This is a genomic window from Sulfitobacter sp. 1A13496, from assembly GCF_043557225.1.
GTDB classification, from domain to species: Bacteria; Pseudomonadota; Alphaproteobacteria; order Rhodobacterales; family Rhodobacteraceae; genus Sulfitobacter; species Sulfitobacter faviae.
Map to the genome: position 1 here is coordinate 1 of NZ_JBIFFP010000009.1, position 17239 is coordinate 17239.

The 17239-nt window shown below is 58.2% G+C and carries 19 protein-coding genes and 1 pseudogene; 6 read left to right on the forward strand and 14 right to left on the reverse strand.

All coding sequences use genetic code 11. The annotated features are described in order from the left end of the window. Both ACGYLX_RS16540 and ACGYLX_RS16545 read left to right on the forward strand, forming a co-directional pair. Positions 1-210: hypothetical protein (locus ACGYLX_RS16540; protein ID WP_394377333.1), on the forward strand; the 210-nt coding region annotated here is incomplete at its 5' end. 81 nt (positions 211-291) lie between these two features. Beyond that, the gene (locus tag ACGYLX_RS16545) at positions 292-2382 is read left to right on the forward strand and encodes a protein-disulfide reductase DsbD family protein (protein ID WP_394377334.1); all 2091 of its coding nucleotides are present in this window, start codon (positions 292-294) and stop codon (positions 2380-2382) included. Between the two features lie 2 nt (positions 2383-2384). Here the strand turns inward: ACGYLX_RS16545 and ACGYLX_RS16550 are convergent. The 4 genes and pseudogenes from ACGYLX_RS16550 to ACGYLX_RS16565 all read right to left on the reverse strand — a co-directional run bounded on the left by ACGYLX_RS16550 (position 2385) and on the right by ACGYLX_RS16565 (position 7153). Continuing rightward, positions 2385-3105 (reverse strand): annotated as a pseudogene (locus ACGYLX_RS16550) (MauE/DoxX family redox-associated membrane protein). 68 nt (positions 3106-3173) lie between these two features. Beyond that, on the reverse strand, positions 3174-4124 hold the full coding sequence (locus tag ACGYLX_RS16555) for a DUF305 domain-containing protein (protein WP_050686576.1): 951 nt from the start codon (positions 4122-4124) through the stop codon (positions 3174-3176). Positions 4125-4243: 119 nt separating this feature from the next. After that, positions 4244-4633, reverse strand: a complete 390-nt coding sequence (gene cueR / locus ACGYLX_RS16560) for a Cu(I)-responsive transcriptional regulator (RefSeq protein WP_005619161.1) — start codon at positions 4631-4633, stop codon at positions 4244-4246. 9 nt (positions 4634-4642) lie between these two features. Further along, complete coding sequence (locus ACGYLX_RS16565) at positions 4643-7153, reverse strand: heavy metal translocating P-type ATPase (RefSeq protein WP_394450885.1); 2511 nt, start codon at positions 7151-7153, stop codon at positions 4643-4645. A gap of 146 nt (positions 7154-7299) precedes the next feature. On the opposite strand from ACGYLX_RS16565, the gene ACGYLX_RS16570 reads away from it, so the two are divergent. Then, positions 7300-7494 carry a heavy-metal-associated domain-containing protein gene (locus ACGYLX_RS16570; protein WP_043847225.1) on the forward strand — a complete coding sequence of 65 codons (195 nt, stop codon included), beginning with the start codon at positions 7300-7302 and terminating at the stop codon, positions 7492-7494. Positions 7495-7502: 8 nt separating this feature from the next. Here ACGYLX_RS16570 and ACGYLX_RS16575 read toward each other — a convergent pair whose 3' ends face one another. The 10 genes from ACGYLX_RS16575 to ACGYLX_RS16620 all read right to left on the reverse strand — a co-directional run bounded on the left by ACGYLX_RS16575 (position 7503) and on the right by ACGYLX_RS16620 (position 15546). Continuing rightward, entirely contained in the window at positions 7503-8222 is a 720-nt protein-coding gene (locus ACGYLX_RS16575) for a DsbA family protein (protein WP_043847202.1), read from the reverse strand. Continuing rightward, complete coding sequence (locus ACGYLX_RS16580) at positions 8222-8716, reverse strand: cytochrome c (RefSeq protein WP_005619169.1); 495 nt, start codon at positions 8714-8716, stop codon at positions 8222-8224. The genes ACGYLX_RS16575 and ACGYLX_RS16580 overlap by 1 nt, the downstream gene beginning before the upstream one ends. Further along, the gene (locus ACGYLX_RS16585; protein WP_050686572.1) at positions 8713-10101 is read right to left on the reverse strand and encodes a multicopper oxidase family protein; all 1389 of its coding nucleotides are present in this window, start codon (positions 10099-10101) and stop codon (positions 8713-8715) included. Before ACGYLX_RS16585 ends, ACGYLX_RS16580 begins: the two co-directional genes overlap by 4 nt. Positions 10102-10117: 16 nt before the next feature. Beyond that, entirely contained in the window at positions 10118-11008 is an 891-nt protein-coding gene (locus ACGYLX_RS16590) for a cytochrome c (protein ID WP_009824485.1), read from the reverse strand. Positions 11009-11012: 4 nt separating this feature from the next. Next, a complete protein-coding gene (locus ACGYLX_RS16595; protein ID WP_009824484.1) occupies positions 11013-11612 on the reverse strand; it encodes a cytochrome c in 600 nt (199 codons plus the stop codon). 5 nt (positions 11613-11617) lie between these two features. After that, positions 11618-12076: a cytochrome c gene (locus tag ACGYLX_RS16600; protein WP_005619178.1), complete on the reverse strand. Its 459-nt coding sequence runs from the start codon at positions 12074-12076 to the stop codon at positions 11618-11620. Further along, on the reverse strand, positions 12076-12648 hold the full coding sequence (locus ACGYLX_RS16605; protein ID WP_043847205.1) for a L,D-transpeptidase: 573 nt from the start codon (positions 12646-12648) through the stop codon (positions 12076-12078). The genes ACGYLX_RS16600 and ACGYLX_RS16605 overlap by 1 nt, the downstream gene beginning before the upstream one ends. Positions 12649-12776: 128 nt before the next feature. Next, positions 12777-13370 (reverse strand): L,D-transpeptidase, encoded by a 594-nt coding sequence (locus ACGYLX_RS16610; RefSeq protein WP_005619183.1) that lies wholly within the window; start codon positions 13368-13370, stop codon positions 12777-12779. Between the two features lie 17 nt (positions 13371-13387). Next, positions 13388-14830, reverse strand: a complete 1443-nt coding sequence (locus ACGYLX_RS16615; protein ID WP_050672446.1) for an ATP-binding protein — start codon at positions 14828-14830, stop codon at positions 13388-13390. Further along, positions 14827-15546 (reverse strand): response regulator, encoded by a 720-nt coding sequence (locus ACGYLX_RS16620; RefSeq protein WP_050672447.1) that lies wholly within the window; start codon positions 15544-15546, stop codon positions 14827-14829. Before ACGYLX_RS16620 ends, ACGYLX_RS16615 begins: the two co-directional genes overlap by 4 nt. 125 nt (positions 15547-15671) lie before the next feature. Between ACGYLX_RS16620 and ACGYLX_RS16625 the strand changes: the two genes are divergently transcribed. The 3 genes from ACGYLX_RS16625 (at position 15672) to ACGYLX_RS16635 (ending at position 17189) form a co-directional block, all read left to right on the forward strand. Continuing rightward, complete coding sequence (locus tag ACGYLX_RS16625) at positions 15672-16118, forward strand: DUF411 domain-containing protein (protein WP_043847208.1); 447 nt, start codon at positions 15672-15674, stop codon at positions 16116-16118. 97 nt (positions 16119-16215) lie between these two features. After that, positions 16216-16758 carry a hypothetical protein gene (locus ACGYLX_RS16630; protein ID WP_050672448.1) on the forward strand — a complete coding sequence of 181 codons (543 nt, stop codon included), beginning with the start codon at positions 16216-16218 and terminating at the stop codon, positions 16756-16758. Positions 16759-16877: 119 nt separating this feature from the next. Then, positions 16878-17189: a DUF2933 domain-containing protein gene (locus tag ACGYLX_RS16635; protein ID WP_037953520.1), complete on the forward strand. Its 312-nt coding sequence runs from the start codon at positions 16878-16880 to the stop codon at positions 17187-17189. Positions 17190-17239 lie beyond the last annotated feature (50 nt).

A 17239-nucleotide genomic window follows, 5' to 3' on the forward strand; every position in this document is an offset into this window, starting at 1 on the left:
TCTTCTTCCTTCTCTCAATTGCTAAGCGTTCAACTAAGTCATCCGCATTTGGTTTCAATTTCCAGCGCTGGAAGGTTGGAGGCCGCGGTTGCGATTGAAATGTTCAATGAAGAAAAAAGCTTCTATTGGCCTTCCTGCTACGAACGCGGACTTCGTCGCGTTATTCTCGCAGCGGGATGGCTTCACAAACGACATTGTATCCGTTTGTAAAGTTGACCAACCGGGAGATGCAGCCATAGAGGTGCTTCGGATTTCGATCTCGGGACAAGGGTGGAAGCGAGCCAAAAGATGATGCGAACCACGTTGCGCCTATTCTTCCTTCTCATGGCTTGCCTTTGGGCCTCCATGGGCTTTGCTGCATCGAGCGATACCTACGAGAATTCAACAATCACGGCCCGGCTCATCTCCGTTGAAAATGGGGTCGCGGAAACCTCCAGAACCCTTTCCCTTGGCCTGGATGTCGAGCTGGCCGAGGGCTGGAAAGCCTATTGGCGTTCGCCCGGCGAGGTGGGTCTGCCGCCTGAAATTTCATGGGATGGATCGGAAAATCTGGTGAGCGCACAGATGCTCTGGCCCGCGCCTGAGCGCTTCACGGCATTCGGCATCGAGAATTTTGGCTACAAGACCCGTGTCGTCCTGCCCATTCAGGCAGTTCTCGAAACTGCGGGCCAGTCCGCAACATTGCAGGCGCGTGTTTCATTGCTGGCGTGCTCGACTGTCTGTGTGCCGCATGATTTCGATCTCGCACTGACAATTCCGGCGGGCACCGGGATTGACGCGAAGGCGGCGGGCCTGATTTCGGAGTATGCCCAGCGGGTGCCGCTTGGTCCCGAAGAGAGCGACATCATTGTCGAAACGGCGGTGATCGCGGATGATGCGCTTTATGTGACGGCGCGCAGTGCGAATGCCTTTGTGAAGCCGGATATCTTTCCGGAACTGGGGCCGGAATTCACCTTTGGCAAACCGGACATCCGAACCGATGATGCGGGAACAGCCCTTTGGGCCAAGCTGCCTCTTCTCGCGCAAGGGGAGGATCCGCCGCCCCTGCAACTGACTTTGACCGATGGATCACGCGCGGTGACAGCGCAGCCCGCTTGGTCAGACCGCATCCCGGGTGCACCATTCGAGGTTATGGCGAACCTGCCGGATCTGACGCAAATCCTGGCGATTGCGGCCTTTGCCTTTCTTGGCGGTCTGATCCTGAATGTCATGCCCTGTGTTCTGCCTGTCCTGTCCATCAAGCTGACATCGGTTCTCAATCATGGAAACAAGCCAGCGCACGAGGTCCGGAATGGGTTCCTGATGTCGGCGCTTGGCGTTCTGGTGTTCATGTGGGCCCTCGCCGCAATCATTCTGGTTCTGCAATCCGTCGGCGTCACCGTTGGGTGGGGCCTGCAATTCCAAAGCCCTGTTTTCCTGACCGTCATGTTTCTGGTGCTTGCCGTGTTCTCTGCCAATCTGTTCGGGGTGTTCGAAGTTTCATTGCCCTCCGGGTTGCAGTCACGGCTGGCCAGATCAAGCGGTCGCGACGGGTATGGCGGAGATTTTGCAACAGGCGCCTTCGCGGCGGTGCTGGCCACGCCCTGCTCGGCCCCGTTTTTGGGGACAGCGGTTGCCTTTGCCCTGTCCGGGCGCCCGATTGATGTCATTCTCGTTTTCACGGCTCTGGGGCTTGGGCTCTCCCTGCCCTATCTGGTTCTGGCGGGGAAGCCTGGTCTGGTCCGGTTGTTGCCCAGGCCGGGACGTTGGATGGTTGTCGTCAAATGGGTGCTTGCCGGTCTTCTGGCCGGGACCGCGATCTGGCTGCTCTGGGTACTGATAGGGGTGGCGGGTGGCCGGGTGGCCATGACCGTGCTGCTTATGACGAGCCTTTTCATTCTTCTCGCAACAATACGTTTGCCGGGCAGATTGACGCGCCCGACAGCGCTGGTGGTGGTTGCTGTTCTCAGCCTTCTGGTGCCGACGGCGCTGACAATCCCGCCGCAGACGAGAGCGGTGGGCCAGGACTGGGTCGCGTTCGATCGCTCCGAGATACCGAAACTGGTGTCGCAGGGAAAAACCGTCTTTGTCGACGTGACCGCAGACTGGTGCCTGACGTGCAAGGCCAACAAGACGCTGGTGCTGGACCGTGCGCCCGTGGTCGACCAACTGCGGGGTGATAATGTCGTTGCGATGCGGGCAGACTGGACTAGGTCCAGCACTGACATTTCCCGGTATCTGGAAAGCCACAACAGGTTTGGCATCCCGTTCAACATCGTCTACGGGCCAAACGCGCCAGACGGGATCATCCTGTCCGAGGTTCTGACGTCCGAAGCCGTTCTCGACGCGCTGAGCAGGGCTGCACTTGGCGACCCTGTGACCGCTTTGAAAACGGATGGTTAGGCCTAAAAGAGGCCCATCGCACGCGCCGACATCCAGACGCCCATGAATATCATCATCAGGTTTTCGGTCAGGGACACGAAACCCAGCGGCACGTTTGAACCGCCGCCCACGCAGGCGCACTTGATCTCGCGCTTATCGATGTAGACGGCCTTGAAAACTGAAGCCGCTCCGACCGTACCGATGAACAGTGCAACAGGCGCGCTGATCCAGACCAAGGCACCGGCGACCATGAGAATACCGGCAAGTGCTTCGCCGAAGGGATAGACATAGCCATAGCGCACCCATTTCTGGGCAAGCAGATCGTAGTTCAGAAACATCGTGGAAAACGTCTCGACGTCCTGCAGTTTTTGAACAGCAAGAAAGCTCATCGAGATCGCGATGAACCACTCGAATGCCCGCAGCGTCAGGATCGAACCGTAAAACGCCCAACTGAGACCAAGCGCCATAAGGAATGCGACCGCGAATATCGCAATGACGGGTTGATAAGTCGTCTCGTCGTCATCCTTTACGTCCTGGCCGAAAAATTCCCTCAGCGCGTCATAGCCACCAATTCTTTCATTGCCGATAAAGGTCTGCGGAGTCGTTTCGACACCGTGTTCTTCCATGAAAGCATCCGTTTCCTCGCGGGTGTTCAGAGGCCGGTCCTCAATCGAATACCCCTCCCGCTCAAGCAGGTCCTTCGATTTTCAGCCCATAGGGACAAACATGCTCCTCCATCACCATTCGGTACAAAACCGCCGTCTTCGGGGTGGATTTTGCCTCTCTCGTCATGACGCGTTCCTTTAAATCCTTTAACCGTTGCAGGTCCAATACCCGGTAAATCCGACAGTCAGAGGCGTCTCTCCCGTCAATTCAAACAGCAGGGTGGCGTCTTCACCGTCCGCGTCACCCGGCGCCAGCGTGAATTGGCCACCATCGGCAGACAGGACGCCACCGGACGTCACTGTGTCTTGCGACGTGAAGTTGACCAGCGATCCGGATATCTTGGCGACGCCGTTCCCCGCCCCGTCCGTGACCAGAATGGGATCGGCGTTCACGGCGCGAATGAAACGGCATTGTCCGTCGGACCCCAGTGCGCGTGTTATTTCTTCGGCTTTGAGCGGTGCAGGACGGATTCCGGCAATCACCGGGGTTGCAATCGCTTCTTGAAGCCCCTCCATTTCAGCCGGACCGTCCGCTTCACCAAGTGGCCATTCAGGACCGGCTTCGCCATTTGCCTCAATGTCATCTATGAGGAAACGCATTTCGGAAATTTCGCGGTTTTGCGCCGTCACAATTTCCGAAGCCAGCGCCTCGACCCTTGGATCTGTCAGCTCGGCCCGTTCGCTTGTCATGATCGCAATGGAGTGGTGCGGAATCATCGCGCTCATCCAGCTTTCGTCCTGAATGGTCTCCTGGCTTCTCACGAGCCAGAGCGCGCCGGCGAACATCACGACAGACCCGAGAATGATCGCGGCGTTGACGCCCTTGTTCTTGTACATGTTCAACATGAAAAGGAGCATCACGGTCGCCATCGTCGCGCCCATGATGAACGTCATGTAAAATCGGGTTTCGCTCCAGTAGACATGTTCGAAGGAGTACGAGTTGATGTACATCAGGCCGAACATGATCGCAGTCGATGTGCCGACCATCGCCAGAAACCGGCCATAGGATGAACCTGAATGGCCTCCCGAATGTGCTGCACCTTCACTTGAACGGGTATCGGACCCGCCACGAGATTTCCCGATCGCATCTTCAGACATCTGATCTCTCCATCATGGATTCTATTTGTGGAGGAACAACATTCCAGCGCTGGAGGGTTTCAAGACGATATATCGAAACGGCATGAAACCCCATAAATGTCTGGCCCAGGCATCGTGCGTTACGGGTCTTTGGCCAGATCTTTCAGGATTGGACAATCGGGGCGGTGATCGCCCTGGCAGGCGTCAACGAGGTGAGCCAGGGTCTCTCGCATCGACTTGAGCTGGGCGATTTTTTCGTCAACGGCGGCCAGATGCTCTTGAGCGACAGCCTTGACCTGTGCACTTTCCCGCGTCTCATCTTCATAGAGATCAAGCAGCGTGCGGCAGTCTTCGATCGAGAACCCGAACGTCCTGGCGCGACCGAGAAATGCGAGCTTGTGGATGTCGCTGTCGCGAAAGGCGCGATAGCCGTTGTCGCTGCGCAAAGGCCGGACAAGGCCGATGTCTTCGTAGTAGCGGATTGTCTTCGCTGGCAAACCCGCGCGTTCTGATACTTCTCCGATGTTCACACCTGTCTCCTATTCTGCGGGCTGCGTTGCGAATTTCGTCTCCGCGTCGTGGGGCGGATCCTGTTCCGACATCGTCGCCTTGATCCGTCGCAGCCGCAGCGCGTTGGTCAGAACCGACACGGAGGACAGCGCCATGGCCCCGGCGGCAAACACCGGCGACAGGAGCAATCCAAAGGCCGGGTAAAGCGCGCCCGCCGCCACAGGGATCAGCGCGACGTTATAGCCAAAGGCCCAGATAAGGTTCTGCCGTATGTTGCGCATGGTCTTGCGCGACACGTCGATGGCATTCACCACGCCGCGCAGGTCGCCCGACATCAACACCACGTCGGCGCTTTCGATTGCGACATCCGTGCCGGTTCCGATGGCGATGCCGACATCGGCATGGGCCAGCGCTGGCGCGTCGTTGATGCCGTCTCCGACAAAGGCGATCTTGCTGTTCCCTTGCCGCAATTCGTCCAGGGCGGCGACTTTTCCATCCGGCAACACCCCTGCAATGACATGGTCGATCCCGACCTCGCGGGCGATGGCATCTGCCGTGGCCTTCTTGTCTCCGGTGATCATCGCGACCTTGATCCCTCGATCATGCAGAGCTGCGATCACTTCGGCGCTGGAGGATTTGACCGGGTCTGCCACGGCAATCACGGCCGCCAGGGATCCGTCCACCGCAGCATAAAGCGCGGTGCGTCCCTTTTCGGCCAAGGCCCTTTCGCGGTCTTCCAGCGGGCTGGTGTCAATGCCCTGCTGCACCATGAAGCGATCCGCACCGACATGAACCTTGCGGCCCTGGACAAGCGCCTCGGCACCGTAGCCGGTCACGGACCGGAATTCCGTCGCATCGGGCCAGGACAGGCCTTCGCTCTTTGCGGACTGCACAATGGCCTCTGCCACCGGGTGCTCAGACTGCGCCTCGACAGATGCGATGAGGGCGAGTGTCTCTGCCCGGTCAAAGCCGTCGGCCGTGATGAGGTCTGTCAAACTGGGTTGCCCTTGCGTGACCGTCCCGGTCTTGTCCAATGCGACAACGCCAACTTCATCCAGATGTTGCAGCGCATCTCCCTTGCGGAAGAACACCCCCATCTCAGCCGCGCGTCCTGTCCCCACCATGATCGAGGTGGGCGTGGCCAACCCCATGGCGCAGGGGCACGCAATGATCAGAACGGAGACACCCGCCACAAGCGCAAAGGTCAGAGCCGGATCGGGACCGACCAGCAGCCAGACAACCACAGTCGCAAGCGCCAGAACCAGAACGGCAGGCACGAACCACATGGTCACGCGATCCACTAGGCCTTGGATCGGCAGCTTGGCCCCCTGAGCATCTTCGACCATGCGGATAATCTGCGCCAGCGTGGTATCCGCCCCGACTCGCGTCGCCGTTATGGTCAGGCTCCCGGTGCCGTTCACCGTGCCGCCGGTCACCGGTTCGCCAGCAGCCTTTGGCACGGCGAGGGGTTCACCGGTGATCATGCTTTCATCGACGTTGCTTGATCCTTCTGTGACCTCGCCATCGACAGGCAGCCTTTCACCGGGACGCACGAGGATCTGATCGCCGATCCGCAGTTCCTTGATGTCAACCTCGGTCGCCTGCCCGTCACGCAGGACCCTGGCTGTCTTTGCCTGCAGACCAAGAAGGGCCTGAATGGCTGCACCGGTCTTGCCCTTGGCCCGCGCTTCAAGCCAGCGACCCAACAAGATCAGAACGACAATAACCGCCGCTGCTTCGAAATAGACGGCGCGCACACCGTCAGGCAGCACCTGAGGCAGGAAGGTCGCGACTACGGAATAAGTCCACGCCGCCCCGGTTCCCAGTGCGACAAGGCTGTTCATATCCGGGGCACGCTTGATCAACGCCGGAATGCCCTTCGCAAAGAACCCCCAACCCGGTCCGAAAAGAACCACCGTGGCAAGCGCGAATTGGATCAGCCATGACGTTTGAATGCCGATTGTGCTCTCAATCAGGCCCTCAAAGCCGGGTATGGTATGTTTTCCCATTTCCAGAACGAACACCGGCACGGTCAGGATCGCGGCAAGGATGACACGGCGCGCCAGCGCGTCGGCTTCTTCTGCCTTGCGGTCCGATCGGTCCTCGTGCGCATCGCTCTGCGCAATCTCGGCCGGGTACCCCGCCTCCGTACTGATCCGGGCAATCTTTTCCGGGGTGATGGCATCTGGCAGATACTCTACCACAGCCGTTTCGGTTGCCAGATTGACCGCCGCATTCAATACGCCGGGTGTCCGTACAAGCGCCTTTTCAACCCGACCGACACAGGACGCGCAGGACATGGCGTCTACGTTCAATGTTACGCGCCCCGTCCGTGCCGGGTATCCGGCGTTCGAGAGGGCCGTGACCGCCACGCCCGTGGTGGCCGGATTATCCATCTGAAATTGAGCCGTTTCGTTCACAAGGTTGACACTGACGTTCGAAAGGCCCGGAACCTCGTTCAAAGCCTTCTCAACCCTGCCCACACAAGACGCACAGTTCATGCCGGAAACGGATAGACGTATCGTATTGGGGTCGGTCATGAGGGCCTCCTCGGTTGAACTTACCCTGATATAGGGCTTCCAGTTGCTGGAAGCTCAAGAGAGTATCTAATTTTTTTTGATATTTGCTTGACCTTCCTCCCGATGGAACGACCAAGTCTGAGGTTGTACCAAAAATGGAGGCCTTCATGATTTTTTCCGTCCCGAAAATGAGCTGTGGACACTGCACATCCGCTATAGAAAGCGGCATCAAGGCAAAGGATCCATCAGCCGTTGTCACGGCCGATCTGGACCTTCGCCTTGTCACTGTCCAAAGCACATTGGAACAGGCGACCGTGCGGCAAGCCATCGCTGACGCTGGCTACGACGCTTCAGCCGCGTAGGATTGTCCTTATTCGGCGGCCCGTGCCTGATCGACAAGCTCGATCATCTGGTCCGCCTGGATCAGGCCCGGCGCAAGACTGTCGCCGATCACAAATGAAGGTGTGCCACTGAACCCCAGAGATTGCGCAAGCCGCATGGAAGTCTGTATGTGTTCTTCGATTTCCGGTCCGTTCATGTCGCGACGCAACTGTGCAACATCGAGGCCGATGTCTTCCGCAGTGCGGAGAATCGATGCTTCCTCTGCGCGTTCCTTCAGTTGCATCATGGCCCAATGAAACTCTTCATATTTGCCCTGGTTTCGGGACGCCAGCGCCGCGCGGGCGGCAAAAACCGACCCGTCCCCCAGAATGGGCCATTCCCGGTAAACGACCCTGACGTTGGGATCAGCAGCGAGCAGGGCCTCCATTTCAGGTTTAACCCGGCGGCAATAGGGGCAGTTGTAGTCGAAGAATTCGACAACCGTGATATCGCCATCCGGATTGCCCAGAACGGGCGCATTGGGATCATTTTCAAGCGTGGCTTTTTCCGTATCGAAAACCTGCGCTGCGGCTTGCGCCTGCAACGCCTGCTGTTGCTGTTCGAACAACTGCGCGGCCTCGAACACGATGCCCGGATTCTCGCGGATGGCTTCCAGCACCAGTTCCTTGATCCGGTCTTCGTCCATGCCGTCTGCAATCGCAGCGATCGGAAGCATTAACAGTGCGGTGGTAGCCAAGAATCTTTTCATTATCCGTCTCCTTGTGAGGCAATATCCTGGGCCGTGCGCTCGGCTTGCGTGGCGCGTTCACGCTCCGGCCATGTTGACTTGATGTATGCGAGGATGTCCCAGATTTCCCCGTCGCTCAGTTGGTCGCCGAAACCGGGCATGCCGCTGTTGAAGTCAACGCCTTGCGCCGCGAGAACCTCGGCGCCCCCCAGCTTGGTGTAGGCGAACAGCATGCTGTCCGCGTGGTGCCAAGTGTGGCCGCTTGCATCATGCGGCGGTGCGGGCAGGCTTCCGTCATCACGCGGACTGCGCCAGTTTTCTTCACCTTCCAGATTTGCGCCATGGCACGCGGCGCAATTTTCGGCATAGAGGACTTCGCCCGCGGCCACATCGGCTGAGGAGTTGATGAGGTTTTCCGCCGTATGGTCGGTTCCGCCGGACCGGGTCCACAGGAATATGGTAGCCACCGCAACGGTAACTACGCCCAACGCAAGATAGACGGATCGCGGGGTCATCCAACGACGATCTTGGTCATCATGCCCGAAGCCGCATGCGACAGCATGTGGCAATGTAGCAGCCATTGGCCCGGGTTGTCCGCCACAAAGGCAATCTCGCGCGTCTGACCCCGTTCAAGAAGGGTCGTGTCACGCAGCGGTCCGAGGGTGCCGTTTTCGGCGACCTCGTGGAAGTGAATGCCATGCAGGTGCATCGCGTGCGGAAACGCCGTGTCGTTCACGATCTTCAATCGTACATTCTGGCCGCGGTCCAGCCGCGCAAGGGGATCACCGTTGATCCCGTCCACTTTGCCGTTGAACGACCAGAAATACCCGGCCTCGACGATCTCGCCGATCGGCTTGAGTTCGCCCCCAAGGGAAGCGGACCTCATCCGCCCCATGGCACCGCCTTCCATACTCAGGCTGAGCATCGTGGCTTCACTCAAGTCGACCATCCTGTGGTCGTTCGGCGGCAAGGCCAAAGGCGCGTCTCGACGATTTTTCGAGCCCCACTCAACGACCTCGAATGTAACCTGGCTGAAGGCCTCTTCCCGGCCGAACTGAAGAATATGAGCCGTTTCACCAACATCCGCGACCACATCGACGATCAGGTCGATCCGTTGAGCCGGAGCGAGGATCATCGGCTCCGTCACCTTAATGGGTGCAGCCAGGGGCATGCCGTCCAAAGCAACCGCCCAACCGTCAAGGCCTTCCAGCCCCAGTTGGAAATTGCGCGCATTGGCAGCATTGATCAGCCGCAAGCGCAGTCTTTCGTTCTTGCGTGCACTCAGGCCCAGATTGAAGGTTCCATTGGTCGTCAGCAGGTTGCCGATGCGCCCTGCGTGGCTGAGATCATGAGGCGCTCCGAAGTCGTCTTTGATCTGCGCGGTTTCGGGGTCAATAAGCCAATCATCCAGGATCAGGACTTCCTCGCGATCAATGTCGAGAGGCTCGGCCTCTTCCACGATCAGTGCACCGTAAAGCCCTCTGCCCACCTGCTCAAACGACCTATTATGGGCATGGTACCAATAGGTCCCGGCATCCGGGACAGTAAAGTCATAGTCGAATGTTTCCTCCGGCTGGACCACATCCTGTGTCAGGCCGGAAACGCCATCCATCGCATTGTCGATGCGGATGCCGTGCCAATGCGTCGACGTTCCCTGAGAAAACCGGTTGACCAATCTGCGCTGGACACGCCCCCCCTGCGCCACGCGAATCTCCGGACCGGGTGAGCCGCCGTCAAAGCACCAAAGCGATGTCTTGCCATAGTTGCCGGGCAGCAGCTGCACGTCGCTTTGCTGGGCTGTCAGGGTCGCGAATGGCGTGCCCGCAAATCCAGTGCTGGCCGACAGACCACTGAACGCAGCAGATGTTGCCAGAAATTGGCGGCGATTGAGCGTGATCATTCGTGGGTTCCCAAGATTATGATTTGTTGTCCAGCAGGTAGGTGGCCATCGCATTCAGGTCTGCGTCGCTCAGAAAGCCCGTGCCATAGCGCACGACTTCGGCCATTGATCCACCAAATACGTCGCCAGACGGCGTTATGCCAGATCGCAATGCATAAGCCATATCGTCTGTTGTCCAGCCTTCGGACACAAGATCGCGCGTCCGGATCGAAGGTGCTTTGCCACCTCCCGGCAAGGCGTCGTTGCCGGAAAACCTCTTCGATACTATGCGTGCGCCTGCAAAGTTCCGCGTTGTGTGGCAGGCAGCACAATGTGCCGCCCCGTTGACCAGCAGCTTGCCCCTGTTCCAAGCATCGCTTCGGTCCGCCTCTGGTGCGGTGTCAGGCTTTGTCAGAAAAGCCGCCCGCCAAAGTTTCATCCCCCATCGCTGATCGAACGGAAAAGGCACCTCATGGGACGGGGTCGGCACATTCACGGCTGGCACGGTCTGGAACGCGGCCCACAGATCGGCAATGTCCTGATCCGTGTAATTTGCATAAAACGGGTAGGTGAAGGTGGGATAATAGGGGTCTCCGTCCGGGGAAATTCCCTGCCTTACCGCTTTTGCAAACTCTTCTACTGTCCAGCCGCCAATCCCGAATTCGACATCGGTGGTCAGATTTGGCGGATAGAATGTCCCGAAATCGGTCCGGAGTGGCGCTCCTCCTGCCAATGGCGCCCCGCCAGCTTCAAAGTTGGTGTGGCACGCAATGCATCCACTGGCGCGCGCCAGATACGACCCCCGCTGGGCATCGCCTTGCAGGGTCAGGTCCGAGACTGGCGCACCGATCGGCCAGGCTATCGTTGCCGCGACAACGCCGATGCCGCCGACGACCCCCGCACCGATGATCCAACGCCACCACCGCATCTGATCACTTGTCCTCTTTGCGGAACTTCTGGTGGCAGGCCGAACAGGTCTGGGCGACCATCGCGAACGCACGGTCGGTCGGCATGTCCGCAAACATCTCGGTCGTCATGGGAAGGTCCGATCCCATCATGCCCCCTCCCATTGCAGGCGCGGACCCGCCACCCATCATCCCGTCAGTGGCGCCGCCCATCATTGATTCGCTACCGTTGCCCTGTGCTGCGGCCAACCCATTGCCTGCGCTCAACTTCAATCCTTCGGCGGCTGTTCTCAACTCTTGCGCAAGGGCCGCGAACTCTTCGCTGTTTTCCCAGACCGACGGCAACGCCTTGGACACTCCGCCACCCGAGCCTTCAGGAAACAGTCGCGTCATTTGCTCACCGGCATGGCCGATCATCGCGCCAGCTTCCCTGCGGACGACATCGGCGTCATAAGGTACCTGACCCCGCATCATGGGTGATAGCGTCTTGAGTGTTTTGGCCATCGCGGACATGCCCTGCATCCGCTCCAGCACCACGCCGGTTGCTCCGGAATGCGCCAAGGCAGCAACGCCGGTCGTCCCGATCGCAATGGCAGTAATCCATATCTTCATGTTCAAGTTGGTCATTCCTGTCAATTGATCCCGTTGGCGCGCTGAAGTTCCCGCACATATGCAACAACCATCTTCACATCGCCGGGCGTGACGCCTTCAACTGGCGGCATATTGCCAAACTTCCAATGGTGCGCTCTGACACCTTGTTTCGCGGCAAGCAAAAAAGCGGCGTCACCGTGATGGCTCGGTTCATAGATCTTGTGGACAAGCGGCGGTGCCACGCCATTCTGTCCGGCAGCATTCGCACCGTGACAAGCGGCGCAAGCGCCATCGAAAACACGCTTTCCCAATTGGGCATTTGCTGAGAATTCAGCAGGCACAACCACGTCTGCAATCGGCGCGCCCTCTTCCGTCTGCGAAAGATCAGGCGTTGTCATTGTGTGGCCGGGCATCGAAGACGATGGCTGCAATTGCTGCCAGATCACAACCGCGCCACCGACGACAAAAAACGCCGCAATCAGGATGCCGGACTTCGACATCAGATTAATCGTACCTGCGTGCCGACCGGTGTCCTTTCGAACACCTCGATGATTTGCTCGTTGTAGAGACCGATACACCCGCTTGAAGAGCGTCTTCCGATCTTGCGCGTATCATGGGTGCCGTGAATCCTGTAGTACGTCCAACTCAGGTGCAGGGCACGGACGCCCAACGGGTTATCCGGCCCGGGCGGCATATAGGCTGGCAAAGACGGGTCACGTTCGCGCATGGAGGGTGTAGGGGTCCAGTCAGGTTCGGGGTCCTTGAACGTGACTGTCGTGTAGCCGCGCTTTGTCAGCTCGTCAGACAAGGGAACCGATGTCGGATAAATGCGCATTTCGCCATCGGCCGTCCAGTGTTGCATCACGCGGGTAACGGTGTCTGCGATGATGATACCCTTGTCCAAAGCGTCAAAGTGGTCTTGCCAAGCGTGTGTACGAAACGATGAGATATTCCTTCGGACACTGGTTTGATCCACCTGCGCACGCAGGATGGACGGGGCCGCGAAAGCTGCCGATGCGGCACCTGCCGTGAATGCTCGACGCGTTACACGTGTTTGCTTGCGGGTCATCATATGGCCTCATGTTGTTGTCTGCCTATCCACTAGACTACCCGCCTGGTCGCATTTCATGAACAGTCCGGGGCCTGATATTATGTAACGATATGTATCCCGGCCAACGGACACGTCTTCGCGCTGCTGCCTCAAACCTCGATGGGTTTCAGGACAACACGCGTGTCGAGCGGGACCTTCTCATAGAGTTCGATGATCTGATTATTGGTAAGCCTTGCACAGCCGTTTGAGACACGTCGACCAATCGTCTTCGGATCCGTTGTGCCGTGAATTCTCAGGTAGGTGTCCCCACGCCCTGGCTGGTAAAGATACAAGGCGCGGGCACCGAGTGGATTGTTCAGCCCACCGGGCACACCGCCCGCAAAACGAAGATATCGGTCAGGATCTCTGGCTATCATGGCGGGTGTGGGCGTCCACCGCGGCCACTTTTGCTTGCGCGCGACATAGAACTCGCCGGATTCATAGAGCCCCTCCCGGCCAATTCCGACGGTATACCTGATTGCCCGATTGTTCGGCAAAGTCCAAAATAAAGCGAACTGGTTCGGATCGACATGTATTTCTCCCGGTTTGTCTGCCTCGGTGAACGGAACCTGGCGCGGCAACTGCTCCGGGGGCACCACAGATGGCCCGACGCGCCGGTCGTGCTCTGCGTCACTATGCGCGAATGCTGTTTTTCCACTCACCGAAAGAGCTGCAACAGAAGTCAGGAAATATCTTCGTTTCATATACTTGCCTCACTAAACTAGTCGGGTTTGAGGTGACGAACAACCCGCGCCATATGTGGCGAGCCTTCCTCTTTCGGGGCTGACTCGGCGCTTTGTTTGACGGGCAGCGTGATTTCAGCGCGCAGACCCCCATCAGTGCGGTTTTTCAGTTCGATAGAACCACCGTGCTCAAGGATGATGCTGCGCGCAATCGACAGCCCCAGGCCATGACCGCCGGTATCCTGTGATCGCGACGTCTCGAGCCTGACATAGGGTCCGAAAACAGCCTCCAGCTGATTGTCGGGAATACCGGGCCCCTGATCGTCGATGGCGACCACTACCTCACTGCCCATGCGTTGCCACGAAACCCTGGCCTCACTCCCGTAGCGGATCGCGTTCTCAATCAGGTTTCTCAACGCGCGCCCCATCGCGCTTGGTTTCACGGATACGATGAGTGGACCTTGGCTGGTCACCTGAACCTTGTCCAAGCCCATACCAGTGATCAGATCGTGCAAATCAACCGATTGGACCTCTTCATGCTGTCCGACGCCCTTCGCGAAATCGAGGGTCGCATCGACCATCCGTTGCATCTCTTCACTTGACGCCACCAAGGACGTGCGCGTGTCTTCGTCGTCCACCATTTCGGCCCGCACCCTAAGCGCCGTCAAAGGCGAGCGCAGATCATGCGCAAGCGCTGCAAGCATCTGGGTCCGGTCACTGACAAATCGCGTCAGGCGATCCTGCATGATGTTGAATGATCGGGTCAGATCCCGAACTTCCTTCGGCCCTACGACCGGCAGATCGCCCTTGGCGGCGCCGCGACCCAGACGTTCGGACGCAGTCGCGAGATCGTTGAGTGGTCCGGTCAATCGGGACAGGAGAAACCAGAAACTTGCAACCAGCAGAAGTCCCGCAGTCAGTGCAAAGGATATGTTGGACGCCAGCGACCTTTGCAGAGGCGGCCGTTCGAACCGCGTCTCGATGTTGAGCCAATTCCCACCGGACAGCGCAATGGACAGCTCCATCTCGATGGCCGCAAGGCTGCCCTGCATCATTTCGGCGTGCATTTGCGCCATTTCCGGTGACAGGTTCGGAAGGGGCAGCAGACCTCCCTCGATTTCATGAACCTCAACCCGGATATCCCGGCTGTAGCTTTCCTGAAGCAGTGCCCGTATCCGCGCTTCGACCGCTCCACCGTCATCGTGTTGTCCGTGTGCAACCGACGGCTCGTCTGTAAGGTCGAACCGTACGAGCGGAGACGTTGCCGCGCGGACGATCTGGGCATGCAATTCCGGGGGTGCGCCTTCAATCAACTGTGCGACATTTGCGGCCCTTCCGGCGGCTTCGGCACCGATGGCGGCCTGAATGGCTAACGAGCGTTCATCAACGAAAAACCAAAGACTCAGAGCTTGCGCGAGGATCAAGACACCGAGGACCAGAAGGGCAATCTGTGCACGCAACGTCCGCGGAAGCAGCTTCATTCGCAAATCTCGACATCGCAGGAAAGACTATACCCCCCATGCCGGACAGTCGCGATGATCTTCGGGCGCAAAACGTCCTCTTCCATCTTCCGGCGCAACCGGCTCACCTGATTGTCGATGGTTCGGTCCAATGGACCGGCGACCCGGCCGGTGCTCAATTTGAGCAGCTCGTCGCGGCCAATGACCGTCCTTGGCCTTTGCAGGAACAGGGTCAGGAGTTTGAGTTCACCGGATGTAAGTTGCGTACGCGAACCGCCTTGGTCAATCAGTGTGCGGCCATCGAAATCCAGCTTTAGGTGTGCAAACTTCAACGTTTTCCCCGCAAAACCATTCGGTTTTGGGATCAGCTGCGTCCGACGCAATATCGCGTTGATCCGCGCCACCAGTTCCTTGGGATTAAACGGCTTGGCGAGATAATCGTCTGCCCCGCCATCCAGACCCGCGATGCGGTCTTCGTCGTCACCCAATGCGGTCAGCATCAGGATCGGAATATGCCCTTCCTTGCGCAATCGCCTGCACGCGGACAGCCCGTCTTCCCCCGGCATCATCACATCGAGGACAATCAGATCGAAATGCGCTTCCGCCAGCCTTGCGTCCATCTCAACTGCATTTTCCGCCGCTGAAGCACGCATGCCGTTGCGTTCCAGATAACTGGTGACGGATTTCCGAATCTCTGAATGGTCATCGACGACAAGGATGCGTGGCAGATCGCTCATGCCGCCAACATAGTCATTTTCACCAAGGGACGCCCATCCCGTGTTTGTAGCCAAATGTAACAGCGCGGGCAGTCGACTTCGGGATACCGAGCAACTATTTAAGGAAGAACATCGAGGAGTTTTAAGTGAACCGACGTGAATTTGGCCTTACGGCACTCAGCCTGGCCTTGGCCGGGCCTGCTTTGTCGCAAACCGCCGCACCCACGTTGCAGGTGACAAAGACACCGACCTGCGGCTGCTGCGGCGCTTGGGTAAATGAGATGATCGCTGCCGGTTTCAAGGCATCGGTCGAGGACGTGGATTACGACACGCTTCAGGTTCTGAAGCAGAAACACGGCATCGCGCCGGAACTGGCAGGATGTCACACTACGTCCGTGGGCGGATATTTCGTCGAGGGTCACGTGCCTGCGGCTGACATCGGGCGGTTGCTGAGCGAAAAACCTGTCGCGCGCGGACTGACAGCACCGGGAATGCCCATGGGTTCGCCCGGCATGGGCCCCCAAGGTGATCCCTATGATGTGCTGCTTGTACTGATGGATGGGTCGACGCAAGTCTTCGCAACCCACGGCTGACGTGTTTGCCCGCGATACGTTCCGACAAAGTTTTTCGCCGACCTTACCATTCGGCAGATTTTGTTGGAACGTATCCGTTCTGAGCTTGGCAAGCATATTGCCGTTCCTGCTTGTCTACATCCTCGCAACGCCTGGTTTTGCGACGCTGCTGCTGACGAATGGGACCGCGCTCTCGCGCTTCCTCCGGCAGGTCTTTACCAATGGGTTTGTGGTCGTTTTCCTCGTGAATTACTTGGGGTTCGTTTCCGCATCGGTCGCGCTGAAGCAGTACCAGCATCGGCCGATTGTTTACCTGGTTTTAGATGGCCTGCTGCGGAGTGTCGCATTCATTGGGGTTCACATTGCCGTCTATGTGATGTCGGCCGATCTGTTCGGCTCGTTCAACGGCAGCCGTGCAACAGCTTTGAGCGTGGTCGGACCAACGCTCGAGCGGTCGTTCATGTTTGGGAACATCTCGGGCGTATATCTCTATGCCCTGGCGCCCGGCACCTTCATCGCGCTTCTGGTGGTTCTGACAGAACCTTCTGGCGAGGCATCGAAGCCTACCATGTTCAGGACAATGAGCATGGCCTTGCTGTTCAGCCTGACCCCGATCCCCCTCGTCACATTCCTGTCCTATGCGTTGGATCTGGCAACCTGACGGGCCAACTTGGTCAACGACCCGCAGGCTGTCATCTGATCAAATTGTATCCGAATGTACCCTTGACCTTGCCTCACTGGAATGTCGCAGAAGAACACGAGCATATTCTGGAGAGCTACATGTCTGACAATCAAAGTCAAAAATCCACCGGTTCATCGAAACTGATGCAGTATGGTATGATGGCCTGTTGTGCCGTTATGTTGTTTCCAGTCGCCGCATTCTTTATTGCAGGCGGCACGATCGCGGGTCTGTGGGGCAACGTCGGCCTTTTTGCGCCGCTCGCACTTTGTCTTGGTGCGCATGTCGTCATGCACAGGATGATGGGAAAGTCGTGTCACGGGTCAAGAGTTGAACAGGCGAACGAGGCGACTGTGGATGCAGAATTTGAAGATGGCCAAGCTCCCGAACGAGAACTGGTACGCGCCCGCTAGAACGCGGCTGACAATCGGAATTCCGATTGCAGGTATTCTGGCCCTCGGCG